The 13,355-nt window shown below is 65.3% G+C and carries 19 protein-coding genes; 11 read left to right on the forward strand and 8 right to left on the reverse strand.

Annotation, left to right across the window (positions count from 1 at the left end; all coding sequences use genetic code 11):
• Positions 1 to 28 precede the first annotated feature (28 nt).
• The 5 genes from rnhA to ispH all read right to left on the reverse strand — a co-directional run bounded on the left by rnhA (position 29) and on the right by ispH (position 3,295).
• Entirely contained in the window at positions 29 to 481 is a 453-nt protein-coding gene (gene rnhA, locus LOM8899_RS02875; protein WP_093990632.1) for a ribonuclease HI, read from the reverse strand.
• On the reverse strand, positions 482 to 1,078 hold the full coding sequence (locus tag LOM8899_RS02880; protein ID WP_093990633.1) for a class I SAM-dependent DNA methyltransferase: 597 nt from the start codon (positions 1,076 to 1,078) through the stop codon (positions 482 to 484).
• Positions 1,079 to 1,528, reverse strand: a complete 450-nt coding sequence (locus LOM8899_RS02885) for a DUF3429 domain-containing protein (protein WP_093990634.1) — start codon at positions 1,526 to 1,528, stop codon at positions 1,079 to 1,081. It lies immediately after the preceding gene.
• Between the two features lie 99 nt (positions 1,529 to 1,627).
• Positions 1,628 to 2,242, reverse strand: a complete 615-nt coding sequence (locus LOM8899_RS02890; RefSeq protein ID WP_093990635.1) for a LysE family translocator — start codon at positions 2,240 to 2,242, stop codon at positions 1,628 to 1,630.
• Positions 2,243 to 2,344: 102 nt separating this feature from the next.
• Positions 2,345 to 3,295: a 4-hydroxy-3-methylbut-2-enyl diphosphate reductase gene (gene ispH, locus LOM8899_RS02895; RefSeq protein ID WP_093990636.1), complete on the reverse strand. Its 951-nt coding sequence runs from the start codon at positions 3,293 to 3,295 to the stop codon at positions 2,345 to 2,347.
• Between the two features lie 117 nt (positions 3,296 to 3,412).
• Between ispH and LOM8899_RS02900 the strand changes: the two genes are divergently transcribed.
• A complete protein-coding gene (locus LOM8899_RS02900; RefSeq protein WP_168770452.1) occupies positions 3,413 to 3,961 on the forward strand; it encodes a TetR/AcrR family transcriptional regulator in 549 nt (182 codons plus the stop codon).
• Here LOM8899_RS02900 and LOM8899_RS02905 read toward each other — a convergent pair.
• Positions 3,942 to 4,454 carry an anthrone oxygenase family protein gene (locus LOM8899_RS02905; RefSeq protein ID WP_093990638.1) on the reverse strand — a complete coding sequence of 171 codons (513 nt, stop codon included), beginning with the start codon at positions 4,452 to 4,454 and terminating at the stop codon, positions 3,942 to 3,944. The genes LOM8899_RS02900 and LOM8899_RS02905 overlap by 20 nt on opposite strands.
• An 84-nt stretch (positions 4,455 to 4,538) precedes the next feature.
• Here LOM8899_RS02905 and LOM8899_RS02910 point away from each other — a divergent pair, with 84 nt between their 5' ends.
• Positions 4,539 to 5,159 carry a TetR/AcrR family transcriptional regulator gene (locus tag LOM8899_RS02910; RefSeq protein ID WP_168770453.1) on the forward strand — a complete coding sequence of 207 codons (621 nt, stop codon included), beginning with the start codon at positions 4,539 to 4,541 and terminating at the stop codon, positions 5,157 to 5,159.
• Here the strand turns inward: LOM8899_RS02910 and LOM8899_RS02915 are convergent.
• Entirely contained in the window at positions 5,139 to 5,942 is an 804-nt protein-coding gene (locus LOM8899_RS02915) for a phytanoyl-CoA dioxygenase family protein (protein ID WP_093990640.1), read from the reverse strand. The two genes, LOM8899_RS02910 and LOM8899_RS02915, sit on opposite strands and share 21 nt — an antisense overlap.
• Before the next feature lie 228 nt (positions 5,943 to 6,170).
• On the opposite strand from LOM8899_RS02915, the gene LOM8899_RS02920 reads away from it, so the two are divergent.
• A complete protein-coding gene (locus LOM8899_RS02920) occupies positions 6,171 to 6,425 on the forward strand; it encodes a hypothetical protein (protein WP_133064968.1) in 255 nt (84 codons plus the stop codon).
• Positions 6,422 to 6,868 (forward strand): hypothetical protein, encoded by a 447-nt coding sequence (locus tag LOM8899_RS02925; protein WP_093990642.1) that lies wholly within the window; start codon positions 6,422 to 6,424, stop codon positions 6,866 to 6,868. The genes LOM8899_RS02920 and LOM8899_RS02925 overlap by 4 nt, the downstream gene beginning before the upstream one ends.
• 37 nt (positions 6,869 to 6,905) lie before the next feature.
• On the opposite strand, the gene LOM8899_RS02930 is transcribed toward LOM8899_RS02925, so the two are convergent.
• The gene (locus tag LOM8899_RS02930; RefSeq protein ID WP_093990643.1) at positions 6,906 to 7,481 is read right to left on the reverse strand and encodes a LabA-like NYN domain-containing protein; all 576 of its coding nucleotides are present in this window, start codon (positions 7,479 to 7,481) and stop codon (positions 6,906 to 6,908) included.
• A 96-nt stretch (positions 7,482 to 7,577) separates the two neighbouring features.
• Here LOM8899_RS02930 and folK point away from each other — a divergent pair, with 96 nt between their 5' ends.
• The 7 genes from folK to acpS all read left to right on the forward strand — a co-directional run bounded on the left by folK (position 7,578) and on the right by acpS (position 13,346).
• On the forward strand, positions 7,578 to 8,174 hold the full coding sequence (gene folK / locus LOM8899_RS02935; RefSeq protein ID WP_093990644.1) for a 2-amino-4-hydroxy-6-hydroxymethyldihydropteridine diphosphokinase: 597 nt from the start codon (positions 7,578 to 7,580) through the stop codon (positions 8,172 to 8,174).
• 159 nt (positions 8,175 to 8,333) lie between these two features.
• A complete protein-coding gene (gene rpoZ, locus LOM8899_RS02940; protein WP_093990645.1) occupies positions 8,334 to 8,687 on the forward strand; it encodes a DNA-directed RNA polymerase subunit omega in 354 nt (117 codons plus the stop codon).
• 51 nt (positions 8,688 to 8,738) lie between these two features.
• Positions 8,739 to 10,919, forward strand: coding sequence for a RelA/SpoT family protein (locus tag LOM8899_RS02945; RefSeq protein WP_093990646.1), 2,181 nt, complete (start codon positions 8,739 to 8,741; stop codon positions 10,917 to 10,919).
• Positions 10,920 to 10,979: 60 nt separating this feature from the next.
• Positions 10,980 to 11,615 (forward strand): DUF2062 domain-containing protein, encoded by a 636-nt coding sequence (locus LOM8899_RS02950; protein WP_093990647.1) that lies wholly within the window; start codon positions 10,980 to 10,982, stop codon positions 11,613 to 11,615.
• A 50-nt stretch (positions 11,616 to 11,665) separates the two neighbouring features.
• Entirely contained in the window at positions 11,666 to 12,406 is a 741-nt protein-coding gene (locus LOM8899_RS02955) for a pyridoxine 5'-phosphate synthase (RefSeq protein WP_093990648.1), read from the forward strand.
• Positions 12,403 to 12,885, forward strand: a complete 483-nt coding sequence (locus LOM8899_RS02960) for a hypothetical protein (protein WP_093990649.1) — start codon at positions 12,403 to 12,405, stop codon at positions 12,883 to 12,885. The genes LOM8899_RS02955 and LOM8899_RS02960 overlap by 4 nt, the downstream gene beginning before the upstream one ends.
• Complete coding sequence (gene acpS, locus LOM8899_RS02965; protein ID WP_093990650.1) at positions 12,882 to 13,346, forward strand: holo-ACP synthase; 465 nt, start codon at positions 12,882 to 12,884, stop codon at positions 13,344 to 13,346. Before LOM8899_RS02960 ends, acpS begins: the two co-directional genes overlap by 4 nt.
• Positions 13,347 to 13,355 lie beyond the last annotated feature (9 nt).

Below are 13,355 nucleotides of genomic sequence, written 5' to 3' on the forward strand. Positions count from 1 at the left end.
GGCAGCGCCCCGGGTCTGACCGCGCAAACTAGGCCTTGAACGGCGCCATGCCCTGCCGGGCCAACTCATCGGCGCGCTCGTTCTCGGGATGGCCGGCGTGGCCCTTGACCCATTCCCATGTCACGGTGTGACGGGCGGCGGCGGCCTCCAGCCTGCGCCACAGATCCTCGTTCTTGACCGGCTTGTTGGTCGAGGTCTTCCAGCCGCGGCGCTTCCAGCCGGCAATCCATTCGGTGATGCCGCCCTTCACATAGGCGCTGTCGGTCACGATCGTGATGGCGCTCGGCTTGCTGAGCGATTCCAGAGCGTTGATCGCCCCCAAAAGCTCCATGCGGTTGTTGGTGGTATGGGCCTCGCCGCCGGACAACGGGCGCTCCTTGACCACCGTGTCACCCTCGCGGGCAATCAGCAGGGCGCCCCAGCCTCCGGGGCCGGGGTTGCCGGAACAGGCCCCGTCTGTATAGGCGAACAACTCGGGCATTCAGGGCAACTTTCGGGCGTTCAGGATGACAAAGGGATCGACGGTTCCGGCCAGTCCGGCTTCGCGGCCCTCGCGGGTATCGGTCACTTGCAGCCCGGCGGCGCTGACCAGCGCCTCCAGCTCGGGGACCGAGACATAGGTGTAGTGGCGGCCCAGCGCATCGCGGGCCTCGCCCTCGCCGGTCTTCATGCCGATGTGGAACACTCCGCCCGGGCGCAAGGCACGAGCCAGCGCGGCCAGATAGCGGGGCAGATCGGCGCGCGGCGCATGAAGCAGGCTGAAATTGGCCCAGACGCCGTCATAGACCGCCTCGCCCGCGATGTCGTCGAAGGTCGCCAGACGGGCGCCGATATCGTGCGTGGCATTGGCAAGGGCGACCATCTCCGGGCTCGCATCTACCGGATCGGGGCGCAGGCCGGCGGCACGCATATGCGCCGAGGCCGTGGCCGGGCCACAGCCCAGATCGAGCACTTTGGCCGCTTCTGGCAGGCTCTCGATGAAACGGGTCAGTTCCGCGCCCGGAGCGTCGGTGCGGGTCAGAGCGGCATAGTCCTCCGCCTTCGCGGCATAGGCCGCCAATGTCCGGGCATCCGGCATTCAGAACGCCACCGGCAACAGGCACAGGACCACGATGGCCGTGAGGCCGATCCGCAGGCTCATCCACCACGACGGCGCCATGCCGAGCCGCCAGAAATGCCAATCCAGCGCCAGAAGGCCCAGAAAGCCGAAAATCAGGTTCGTCGCCGCCGTCACCGGGCCGCCCCCGGTCATGAAGAAGGCCCAAAGGGCGGGGATCACCGACAGCACATAGCCCGTCGCCGCCGGCCGGCCCTCGGCCTTTGCGGCAAAGCCCCAAAGCACGCCCGACATGAACGACAGGATCACCGAGCCGTAGAACAGCTGCACATAGGGGCCGACGAAACGCGCCCCCAGACCGCCCGCAACCGGCCCCGCCAAATCCGGGCGCATCGTGCTGATCGCGCCCCAGACGAAGGGGATCAGGCCAGCGAGGCCCAGCAACAGTGGAGCGGTCGGAATTCGTGTCATGAGCCAGCCCTTTTCAGAGCCGTAGCACTAGAGTTTTTTTGCCAAGATGAAAAGGGGACGGCAGCCCGTTTGCCCGCACCGCCGCGCCTTTTGAACAGGCTAGGCACGCTCCAGCGCAAGCCGGGTCGCGAGGGCGGCAAAAACCGCGGCAAAGCTGCGGTTCATCCACGCCATCGCCCGCTCGCTGCCAAGGATCAGATCGCGGACAGAGGCCGCGAACACCCCGTAGACCGCGAAAACGACGAAGGTCATCGCCATGAAGACCGCCCCCATCAGCACCATCTCTGCGGTCGCTGTCGCCGCATCGCCGCTCAGGAAGGGCGGCAGCAGCGCCAGAAAGAAGATCGACAGTTTCGGGTTCAGAATGTTGATCAGGGCCCCCCGCCGGGCGATGATCCAGCCCGGATCGGCGGTGCGGGTGGCGCTGACCGCCAGTGCCCCGCCCGAGCGAAGCGCACCGTAAGCGAGCCACAGCAGGTAGCCGACCCCGGCGAACTTTACCAGATTGAACAACAGAGCCGAGGTGTGCAGCACCGCCGCCAGCCCGAGGGTCGCCGCCAGAAGGTGCGGCACGATGCCGATGGTGCAGCCGAACGCCGCAGCCACCGCCGCCCGGCGCCCCTGCCCCAGCCCGAGCGCCAGCGTATAGAGCACGCCTGTGCCGGGGATCAGCACGACGATCAGGGCGGTGATGAGGAATTGGGCGGATAGCATGGGTCGCTCCTTTCGCGGCCCTTTGGGCCGTTGGTGTGACTGCAGGGCCGCGTGATCGCTTGCGCCAGGCGGGTGGACCCGCCCAGCGGGTGACCCCGCCCGTCAGGCAGGTTCGCGCAACACGCGCGGCACTTTGAATTCCACGTTCTCTTCGGCGGTCACCACAGGTTCGACGGTCACGTCGAACCTTGCCTTGAAGGCGTCGATCACCTCGTTGATCAGCACTTCGGGGGCCGAGGCTCCGGCGGTGATCCCCATCGAGCCGATCCCCTCCAGCGCCCGCCAGTCGATATCGGTGGCCCGCTGCACCAGCTGGGCATAGCCGCAGCCTGCCCGCGCCCCGACCTCGACCAAGCGCCGCGAGTTCGACGAATTCGGCGCGCCGACCACCAGCATCGCGTCGCATTTCGGGGCCATCGCCTTGACCGCCTCCTGACGGTTGGTCGTGGCGTAGCAGATGTCTTCCTTGTGGGGGCCGACGATCTGCGGAAACCGGGCGTTCAGGGCGGCCACGATATCGGCGGTGTCATCCACGCTCAACGTCGTCTGGGTCACAAAGGCCAGCCGCGACGGATCGCGCACCTCGACCTGCGCCACGTCCTCGACGGTTTCGACCAAGAGCACCTCGCCCTCGGGCAACTGGCCCATTGTGCCGATCGTCTCGGGGTGGCCGGCGTGGCCGATCATGATCATCTGCAGTCCGGCTTCGGCGTGGCGGGCGGCTTCGATATGCACCTTGCTCACCAGCGGACAAGTCGCGTCGACATAGACCATTTGCCGGGCCTCCGCCGCCTGCGGCACCGATTTCGGCACGCCATGCGCCGAAAAGATCACCGGGCGATCGGGCGGACATTCGTCGAGTTCTTCGACAAACACAGCCCCCTTGGCGCGCAGATCGTCGACCACGAACTTGTTGTGCACGATCTCGTGACGCACGTAGACGGGCGCCCCCCATTTCTCGATCGCCATCTCAACGATCTTGATGGCCCGGTCCACGCCCGCACAAAACCCGCGAGGGGCGGCGAGGTAGAGGGTCAGAGGCGGCTTTGACATCAAAATTCTCCGGTCAGGGTCAGACCCAAATCTAGGTGAGCGGGGGGGCAACGTCCACCCGGTCGGCGCAGGATGCGGGCGGTTGATCTGCCCAATACGGCATCGTATGGTCATCCTATGACAGATCGCCGCACGCTCACCCCGCAGGATTGGATCGACGCCGCCTTTCGGGCGCTTACCGACGAGGGGCCCAAGGGCATCCGGGCCGAGGCTCTGGCGCGGAGCCTTCAGGTCTCCAAGGGGTCGTTCTACTGGCATTTTGCCGATGTCCCCGCGCTGAAATCCGCAATGCTGGCCCATTGGGAGGCCGCCGCCACCGACGAGATCGCGGGCGAAGCCGACGCCTCGCCGCCTGCCGACCGGATCCGGCGCTTTGTCGAGGCCGCGACGGCCGATGACCCCGATGCATATGGCGGACGCGCCGCCGAGCCTGCCCTGCGCGAATGGGGCCGGGCCGATCCGGCGGCGGCCGAGGCGCTGGCCCGCGTCGAATCCCGGCGGTTGGGATACCTCAAGGACCTGATGCTCGCCGCCAACGCCAAGCAGCCGGGCCGCGCCGCGCGTTTGCTATACGCCGCGCTGATCGGGATGGAGGCCCTGCCCCGGCAAGACGCCGAGGACACCCGCAAGGATCTGACGCTGCTGCTCAAGAGACTGCTCCCTTAGCGCCCGCCAATCGGTATAGCCCGACAGCAGCCAGCAACAGCGCCACCCCAGAGAGCGCCGCGCGGATCTGGTTGATCGGCTGCCATGCCTGCGAATAGGTCGTCCAGATCACGCGGGCTTCGTCTTCGGAGGCGGGCACCGGGGTCGCGCCCAAAGCCTCGTTCATCGGAATGAAGGACAGGATGGTAAAGATCATCCCGCCCCCCAGATAGACCAGCCCCGCCGCCAGCAACCAGCCCGCCGCACCGCGCGCCTGCGCGGCATAGGCCAGCGCCGCTGCGGCAAGGAGCACGAAGGGTGTGCCAAAGAAGGCGGGCGCGAAGACCGCATTGCGCACGCTGGCATTCATCGCCTGCATCGCCGCCATCGCCACGCGCGGGTCGGCCGCATCAAGGCCCCACATGGTCGAGCAGACCCAGGCGTAGAAGAACCCGAATATGGCGCCTGCGAACAATACGCCCAGCATTGTCATCCCGATCGCTGCCTGTCTCATCTCGCCCTCCAAAATCCGTAATTCCAATTACGCCTTGCGCTATCCGTAATCATGGTTACGTTTTCTGTCAACACCGGAGTCGCCATGAAACAATCCGCCCGCCAGCAGCGCCGCGACGCGATCGAGGCCGCAGCCTATGATCTTCTCGATCAGGGCGGCTACGAAGGGCTGTCGATGCAGGGGCTGGCGCGGGCGGCCAAGGCGTCGAACGAAACGCTCTATCGCTGGTATGGCGACAAGACCGGCCTGTTCCGGGCGCTGGTCGACCGGAACGCCGAGGGGATCAAGGCCGCACTCAGCCAGCATATCGACACAGGCGCCGACCCGCTCGTCGGGCTGTCGCGGATCGGGCCGGAGCTTTTGGGGATGCTGGTCGGGCGGCGGGCCATCGCGCTGAACCGGGCGGCGGCGGCGGATGCTACGGGAACGCTGGGAGAGGCGCTCGGCACCGCCGGGCGCGACGCGGTCGCCCCGCTCTTGGGGCAGGTCTTTGCGGCGGCGGCGCAGAGCGGCCAGCTGAGCGGCGCCCCGGCAGAGATGGCCGAGGTCTATATCACCAATCTGGTCGGGGATTGGCAGGTCCGGCGGGTCACCCGCGCGATGGCAGAGCCGGACGCCAAGGCGATCACCGACAGGGCAAACGCCGCCCTCGCCCGCATCCGGGCGCTCTATCCCGGCGACAGGTCAGGCGGAGCGGTCGAGTAGCACCGGAAACCAATCCTCGCGCAGGCGCTGACCGGACTGCATCTCGTGGCCCGGAAACGGCGGCGAAGTCGGGCCGGGGCGCTCGACATAGCGGGCATCGTCGCCCACCAGACGCAGGGAAAACGCCCGGCGACGGCCGGCGGTCTCATTGCCGCGGGCGCCGTGCAGGATGCCGAAGTTGAAGGCCACCGCATCACCGGGCTCCATCGCCCATTCGCGGATCTCCATCGCCTCGGCATCGGGATCGGGCACCGGCATATAGTCGTCGGGGTTGGGATAGAACGAGGTGTCGGCCAGCCAACGCTTCGGCAAGACCGGCTTTGGCCAGAGATGCGATCCGGCCACGCAGCGCAGCGAAGCCTCGGTCACCGGATCGAGCGGCGACCAGAAGCTGACGGTCTGACGACCCTCGACAAAGTAATACGGGCCGTCCTGATGCCACGGCGTCGGCTTGGAGGTGCCCGGCTCCTTCACCAACACATGATCGTGAAACATCTGAACCGCCTCAGAGGCCATCAGATCGGCGGCCACCTCTGCGGCGGGGCTGTCGGCGATCACCTGCTGAAACTCCGGGATCCGGGTCCAGTTGCAGTAATCGTCGAAAAAGCGGCCCGCCTCGCCGGGCTTGAGGTTCTCGGCGGCGAAGGGACCGGGCTCGGCCATGTTGCGGTCCACGCCCGCTCGCAGGGCGTCGACGTGATCGGCAAACAGACCCCGGATCAGCACGACGCCGTCGCGCTGATAGGTCTCTATGTCGTCAGGCGTGAGCAAAGAGGAAGACACGGCAACGCTCCGTTTTGGGGCCGCGGGCGTCCTGCGCTCGGGCAACCAGAGCACAGGCGAACGGCCGGTTTCAGAATGGCCCCAACTTGTCCGGTATTCCGCCACAAAGGAGGATCACCAAGTCCGAAAGGGCGGGTCGATCCGGCCCGCGACACAGATTTGCGAGGACGCATGACCATTTCGACGACACAATCCCCGACCAGAGGCGGCGCGTCCAGATCCCGTTTCGTGATATTTTCGCTCGGCTTCGCGATCGCCTGCGGCATCGGCGGGCTGTTCTGGGGCGCGTTCCCGGTGACACGATACCCGGGTATGGCCAGCGACATGTTCGCCCAAGGTGTCGGGGCCGGCATAGGCGGGCTGATGCTCGGCTGGCTCGTCGGACGGCTCTATCGGCGCAATACATTCGCCGGCTTCGTGGTGATGAGCTTTGTGATGACGGCCGTCGGGCTCTACAGCCAATCCGTCATGGGCCTCGCATGACCGCGCCGGCGCGACGGTGGGCGCGGTGGGGAAAGGTCGGCCTCGGCATCCTGCTGCTCGGCGGGACGGCCGCAGCGGCGTCCGGCTACTACAGCTACACCCAAAGCTACGGCTACAACCTCGGGCGTCTTGATGTGCAGGTGGCCTACGGGGCCAACGGATGCAGCGGCGACTATCCGATGTGGATGGGGATCACCAATGGCGGCACGCGAACGCTCGACGACGTCTCGGTTTTTCTCGTCGGGAAACGTGCCGGATACAGCTCTGTCGAGCGGCGCGAGGATTACCAAAGCGACCGGATCATCGAGCCCGGGCAATCCTATGAGGCATGCTGGTCCGTCACGACGCCAATTCCCGGCGTCTTCCAGAGCAGCGACAGAGCGCCGACACATGACGCGCTGGAATGGGAAGTCAGCCAAGTCCGGTGGGCGCGGTTCCGATAACCCGACCCGGACTTGGCATTGAGTGTGCGAAGCGGGCCTACTCGTCGGCCATTTCCACTTCGGCGTCATCCATCGGACGTGGATCGCGTGGCGGACGTCCCACAACGTCGCGCAACCCGTCGAGTTCGATGAAATCGTCCGCCTGCCGACGCAGTTCATCTGCGATCATCGGCGGCTGGCTGCGGATCGTTGAAACGACAGACACCCGAACACCTTTGCGCTGAAGCGCTTCGATCAGGGGGCGGAAATCGCCGTCACCAGAGAACAGCACGATGTGGTCGACATGGGGCGCCAGCTCCATGGCATCGACGGCAAGCTCGATGTCCATGTTGCCTTTTACCTTACGTCGTCCCTGACTGTCGGTGTACTCTTTGGCCGGTTTTGTAACCATAGAGAAGCCGTTGTAGTGCAGCCAATCAACCAGAGGGCGAATCGGCGAATACTCGTCGTTGTCAAGGAGCGCGGTGTAGTAAAATGCCCGAAGCAGCTTGCCCCGGCGCATGAATTCCTGGCGCAACAGTTTGTAGTCGATGTCAAAACCTAATGATTTTGCAGCGGCATACAGGTTGGAACCGTCGATAAAGAGCGCCAATCGCTCGTCGCGGTAGAACATTAAATTTTCCTTCCGATCTCTGGTCTCTTTCCCGTAGATCCGTGAGTGGATGTTAATTTTACGAACCAGAACAGCTTCAAATAAAGGAAAAGTCGCATGCCGCAAGCCTCCGATCAAGCAATTGTCACGTCAATTGCGCTGATAGCTCTCGGCAGCAACCTCCCCACTGACGGCAACGAAACCTCCGAACAAATCATCCGCCGCGCTCTGGACGAAGTATCGCGCCGGGCCGGCCCCATCACGGGGAAAAGCCGGCTGTTCGAAACCCCTTGTTTTCCAGCCGGTGCCGGGCCCGACTTCATCAACGCCGCCATTCGGATCGAGACGCGTCTATCTCCGGCAGAACTGCTTCACTGCCTGCACAACCTAGAGGCGGATTTTGGCCGACAGCGGCGGGTGCGCTGGGGTCAACGCACGCTCGATCTGGATTTGCTGGCCTACGACGACCTGATCCTGCCCGATCCGGCGACCCAGACCGCCTGGCGCGATCTGCCCCTCGAAGAGCAGGCCAGAACCGCGCCGGACAGACTGATCCTGCCGCACCCGAGGCTACAGGACCGGGCCTTCGTTCTGGTCCCTCTGGCCGAGGTGGCCGGCGACTGGCGCCATCCGGTGCTGGGCCGGACCGTGACCGAAATGCTCGACGCTCTGCCGCAGGCCGACAAGGCCGAGATCCGGGCCATCGCCGCCTGACACCGACCCGCACGCCGGGGCGGCGTGAAAAAGCCGGTGGAAAAAGCCGGTGCAAACCGGCTTGTGTTTCCGGGCATAGAGGCCTAAATACAGCTCAACTGCGCTGGCGACTCTGTCGTCCGGCGCATTATGCAATTTATCCTCTAAAGGGAGCAGCTCATGGCCCGCGTTACCGTCGAAGATTGTGTGGACAAGGTCCCCAACAGATTCGAACTTGTCATGCTGGCAGCGCACCGCGCCCGTGAAATCGCCGCAGGCTCGCCGCTGACCGTGTCGCGCGACAACGACAAGAACCCCGTCGTGTCGCTGCGCGAGATCGCGGAAGAGACGCAGCAGGCGGACGATCTGCGCGAGCGGATGATCGAAGCCAACCAGACCCAGATCGAAGTCGACGAGCCGGAAGACGATTCGATGGCGCTGCTGATGGGTGCCGAGCAGGACAAGCCCGTGCACGACGACATGCCCGACGAGCGCCTCCTGCGCGAGTTGATGGAAGCTCAGGGTCAGCGCTGATCCACGACACCGACCGCCGGGGACAGCGGCAATCATAGGACGCCACCCCCGATGAATTCGGCGCTGGACATCACGAACCGCCACATCCCCGCACCGAACATCACGGTAGAGGACCTGATCTCACGGGTCCTCACCTACAACCCCAACTCCGCCTCCGGCCTGATCCGCGACGCCTACGCCTTTGGCGAGCAGATGCACGAAGGCCAGTTCCGCCATTCGGGCGAGCCCTACTTCACGCATCCCGTCGCCGTCGCCATGATCCTGGCCGAACAGCAGATGGATGACGCCACGATCATCACCGCCCTGCTGCACGACACGATTGAAGACACCAAGGCGAACTACCAGATCGTCGCGGAACGGTTCGGCACCGTGATCGCCGATCTGGTCGACGGGGTCACCAAGCTGACCAACCTGCAACTGACCTCCTCCGAGACCAAGCAGGCCGAGAACTTCCGCAAGCTGTTCATGGCCACCTCGCGGGATCTGCGGGTGACGCTGGTCAAGCTGGCCGACCGCCTGCACAACATGCGCACGATCAAATCCATGCGGCCCGAAAAGCAGGCGCAAAAGGCCCGCGAGACGATGGACATCTTTGCCCCGCTGGCCGGGCGGATGGGTATGCAATGGATGCGCGAAGAGCTCGAGGATCTGGCCTTCAAGGTGCTCAACTCCGAGGCGCGCAATTCGATCATCCGGCGGTTTCTGACGCTTCAGCGCGAAACCGGCGACGTGATCGAACGGATCACCACCGACATGCGCGGCGAACTGGCCAAGGCGCAGATCGAGGCCGAGGTGCTGGGCCGGGCGAAAAAGCCCTATTCGATCTGGCGCAAGATGCAGGAGAAGGATCAGGGCTTCTCGCGGCTGTCCGACATCTACGGCTTTCGGATCATCACCGGGTCCGAGGCCGATTGCTACCGGGTTCTGGGGATCATCCACCAACGCTGGAGGGCGGTGCCGGGGCGGTTCAAGGACTACATCTCGCAACCCAAGACCAACGGCTACCGGTCGATCCACACCACCGTGTCCGGGCGCGACGGCAAGCGGGTCGAGGTGCAGATCCGCACCCGCGAGATGCACGAAGTGGCGGAAACCGGCGTTGCGGCGCACTGGTCCTACCGCGACGGGCAGCGCGTCGAAAACCAGTTCGCCGTCGATCCGGTGCGCTGGATCGCGCAGCTGACCGAACGGCTCGACGACGATCACGGCGACGACGAGTTCCTCGAGACCGTCAAGCTCGAGATGTATACCGATCAGGTGTTCTGCTTCTCGCCCAAGGGCGACGTTATCAAGCTGCCGCGCGGAGCCACCCCGATTGATTTCGCCTATGCGATCCACACCCGGATCGGGCACGCCTGCGTCGGCGCCAAGGTCGACGGGATGCGGGTGCCGCTCTGGACCCGGCTCAAGAACGGGCAATCGGTCGAGATCATCACCGCCGAGGGACAGACCCCGCAGGCCACGTGGATCGACATCGCCGTCACCGGGCGCGCCAAGACGGCGATCCGGCGGTCGCTGCGCGAAGAGGACCGCGAGCGGTTCATCAAGCTCGGGCGCGAACTGGCCCGCGTGGCGTTCGAGAACGTCGGCAAGAAGGCCACCGACAAGGCGCTGAAGACGGCGGCCAAGGAATTTGCGATCAACGACGTGGACGAAATGCTCGCCCGGCTCGGCAGCGCCGAGATCACGGCGCGGGCCGTGGTGCGGGCGATCTATCCCGGTCTGCTGCAACGATCCGGCGAAGAGCTCGATGAAAAGCGGGCGGTCGTAGGGCTCGGCGTCGATCAGGCGCGGCAAAGGGCGATGTGCTGCCAGCCGGTGCCCGGCGAACGCATCGTCGGGATCACCTTCCGGGGCAAGGGCGTGTCGGTCCATGCCATCGATTGCCCGGCACTCGTGGAATACGAGGAACAACCGCAACGCTGGGTCGACCTGCGCTGGCAGGACGGCACCCACCCGGCCACCTCCACGGTGACGCTGGATCTGACGATCACCAACGACGCCGGGGTGCTGGGCCGGATCTGCACCTTGATCGGGGAACAGTCCGCCAATATCTCCGATCTGAACTTCGTCGACAGAAAACCGGACTATTATCGCCTTTTGATCGACGTAGATTTGCGCGATGCTGAGCATCTGCACCGGGTCATGACCGCGCTGGAGGCCGAAAGCAACGTCTCCTCCATCTCGCGCCACCGCGACCCGTCGCGGGCAGCAGAACGACCCAAGACCTGAAGCGAGCCAGCGACAGTCTTTGCATCGGGTAAAACGGCACAACAAAGGACGAGTTCGCAGGTGGTTTTCAAACGCAGGGACAGACGGCCCATCTGGCAAGTGGTGCTGGATTTTGTCTGGCCCCGTGGCGGTTGGGTCCGGGCGTTTGAATATGTAAAGCACCGGGTGCGGCGGCTGCCCGACACGCCCGAGAAAATCTCGCGTGGGATCTGGGCGGGGGTGTTCACCGCCTTTACCCCGTTCTTTGGGCTGCACTTCGTGATCGCGTGGCTGATCGCGAGGCTGATGCGGGGCAATATCCTCGCCGCCCTGCTCGGCACCTTCTTCGGCAATCCGCTCACCTACGTGCCGATCGCGGCCACCTCGCTGTGGTTCGGGCATCGGCTCGTGGGCGGGCGGCCGCCCAGCGAGTTGGAGACGTCGCTCTCGTCGAAATTTACCGGGGCATGGAACGATCTGTTCCACAATTTCCGGGCGATCTTCACGCCGGAGACGATGGATTGGCACCGGCTCTCGCTGTTCTACGACGACGTGTTCTTTCCGTTCATGATCGGCGGGATCATTCCGGGGATCATCGCGGCGACCTTCGCCTACTACCTCTCTGTGCCGGTGATCCGGGTCTATCAAAACAGCCGCCGCAAGAGGCTTCAGGCCAAGCTCGGGCAGTTGCGCAAAAAACCTGAGAATGCCTCCTGACCTTCCCTTCGCACCGCGCTAGGTTCGGCGTGAATCAAGGAGTATCGGGCATGAGCCATTTGCGTTTGGGTGTGAATATCGATCACGTGGCCACGGTGCGGAACGCCCGCGGCGGCGATACGCCCGATCCGGTGCGCGCCGCCAAGCTGGCCGAGGCCGCCGGGGCCGACGGGATCACCGCGCACCTGCGCGAAGACCGACGCCATATCTCCGACAGCGACATCGATCGTCTGATGGAGGCGCTGACCGTGCCGCTCAATTTCGAGATGGCCGCCACCGCCGAGATGCAGAAAATCGCCCTGCGCCACACGCCCCATGCGGTCTGCCTCGTGCCGGAAAAGCGCGAAGAACGGACGACCGAAGGCGGGCTCGAAGTCGCCCGCGAAGAGAACCAACTGGCGCATTTCATCGCGCCGCTGCGCGAGGCGGGCTGCCGGGTGTCGATCTTCATCGCCGCCGATCAGCGCCAGATCGAGGCGGCGCACCGGATCGGGGCGCAGGTCATCGAACTGCACACCGGGGCCTATTGCGATGCCCATGCCGAGGGCGATTTCGACACCCGCGACGCCGAGCTCGAGAAGACGCGCGAGATGGCGGCCTTCGCCCACGAACTGGGGCTCGAGGTGCACGCCGGTCACGGGCTCACCTACGACACCGTCGCGCCCGTCGCGGCCTTCCCGCAGGTGGCCGAGTTGAACATCGGGCATTTCATCATCGGCGAGGCGATCTTTCGCGGGCTGCAACCGGCCATCGCCGAGATGCGGCGGATCATGGACGAGGCGCGGGCATGACGGCGAGCGCGCCGGTGCTGCCGTCGCTTGCGCTGATCGGCGCGGCGGCCTTCGCCGGTGCGGGGGACGCCACGGCGCAACAGGTGACGGATTGCTTCGGCGCAATGATCGCCAATGCCACGACGCCCGAACCCTACGACGCGCACACGCGCACTTTTGCCAACGGCGCGGTGCGGCTGACGGTCGTGGACGCGGGCGGGCCGGAGGCCGCCAATTTCCACCTGCTCGTGCTCTCGCCGCCCTATTCCGAGGGCGAAGCGCAATGCCGGGCGATTTCGCGCACCGATACCGAAGGCTGGGCCAACCTGCAGTTCTCCGACCTCAGCGCCGCCTATGATCCGGCCACCGGGCTCAGCTTTGATCTGCCCGCCACCATCGTGCTGCCGGAGGCGGGATTTCAGAACAGCACGCTTTTGACCATCACCGTCAACCAAGCCACCGGCGACGTCGCCGTCAGCCAGCAGCTGGGCCGCGAATGATCATCGGGATCGGCTCGGACCTGTGCAACATCGACCGGATCGCCGGCACGCTGGAACGGTTCGGGGACAGGTTCCGCAACCGGGTCTTCACCGACATCGAACAGGCCAAGGCAGAGCGGCGCAAGGATACCCCCGGCACCTATGCCAAACGCTGGGCCGCCAAGGAGGCCTGCTCCAAGGCGCTCGGGACCGGGCTGGCCATGGGGATCGCGTGGAAAGACATGTCGGTCACCAACCTGCGGACCGGGCAACCGGTGATGCACGTCACCGGCTGGGCCAAGGACCGGCTCGACAAGCTGACACCTCCGGGGCACCGGGCGGTGATCCACGTGACCCTGACCGACGACCATCCCTGGGCGCAGGCCTTCGTGGTGATCGAGGCGCTGCCGATGCAGGGCGATGACGAGACCGGGGGCAATGGCGCTGCCGGCCGGTCCGAAGGGCGTTCGGGGGATCGCTGACCCCGCGCC

Source organism: Flavimaricola marinus (assembly GCF_900184895.1).
GTDB classification, from domain to species: Bacteria; Pseudomonadota; Alphaproteobacteria; order Rhodobacterales; family Rhodobacteraceae; genus Flavimaricola; species Flavimaricola marinus.

Coding starts and splice junctions, on each gene's coding strand:
- LOM8899_RS02900 (WP_168770452.1), top strand. CDS start 3,413: ATGACAGATCGCCGCACGCTCACCCCGCAGGATTGGATCGACGCCGCC.
- LOM8899_RS02910 (WP_168770453.1), top strand. CDS start 4,539: ATGAAACAATCCGCCCGCCAGCAGCGCCGCGACGCGATCGAGGCCGCA.
- LOM8899_RS02955 (WP_093990648.1), top strand. CDS start 11,666: ATGAGCCATTTGCGTTTGGGTGTGAATATCGATCACGTGGCCACGGTG.
- LOM8899_RS02960 (WP_093990649.1), top strand. CDS start 12,403: ATGACGGCGAGCGCGCCGGTGCTGCCGTCGCTTGCGCTGATCGGCGCG.
- LOM8899_RS02905 (WP_093990638.1), bottom strand. CDS start 4,454: ATGAGACAGGCAGCGATCGGGATGACAATGCTGGGCGTATTGTTCGCA.
- rpoZ (WP_093990645.1), top strand. CDS start 8,334: ATGGCCCGCGTTACCGTCGAAGATTGTGTGGACAAGGTCCCCAACAGA.
- LOM8899_RS02945 (WP_093990646.1), top strand. CDS start 8,739: ATGAATTCGGCGCTGGACATCACGAACCGCCACATCCCCGCACCGAAC.
- LOM8899_RS02885 (WP_093990634.1), bottom strand. CDS start 1,528: ATGACACGAATTCCGACCGCTCCACTGTTGCTGGGCCTCGCTGGCCTG.
- acpS (WP_093990650.1), top strand. CDS start 12,882: ATGATCATCGGGATCGGCTCGGACCTGTGCAACATCGACCGGATCGCC.
- LOM8899_RS02930 (WP_093990643.1), bottom strand. CDS start 7,481: ATGTTCTACCGCGACGAGCGATTGGCGCTCTTTATCGACGGTTCCAAC.
- rnhA (WP_093990632.1), bottom strand. CDS start 481: ATGCCCGAGTTGTTCGCCTATACAGACGGGGCCTGTTCCGGCAACCCC.
- LOM8899_RS02880 (WP_093990633.1), bottom strand. CDS start 1,078: ATGCCGGATGCCCGGACATTGGCGGCCTATGCCGCGAAGGCGGAGGAC.
- LOM8899_RS02925 (WP_093990642.1), top strand. CDS start 6,422: ATGACCGCGCCGGCGCGACGGTGGGCGCGGTGGGGAAAGGTCGGCCTC.
- LOM8899_RS02890 (WP_093990635.1), bottom strand. CDS start 2,242: ATGCTATCCGCCCAATTCCTCATCACCGCCCTGATCGTCGTGCTGATC.
- ispH (WP_093990636.1), bottom strand. CDS start 3,295: ATGTCAAAGCCGCCTCTGACCCTCTACCTCGCCGCCCCTCGCGGGTTT.
- folK (WP_093990644.1), top strand. CDS start 7,578: ATGCCGCAAGCCTCCGATCAAGCAATTGTCACGTCAATTGCGCTGATA.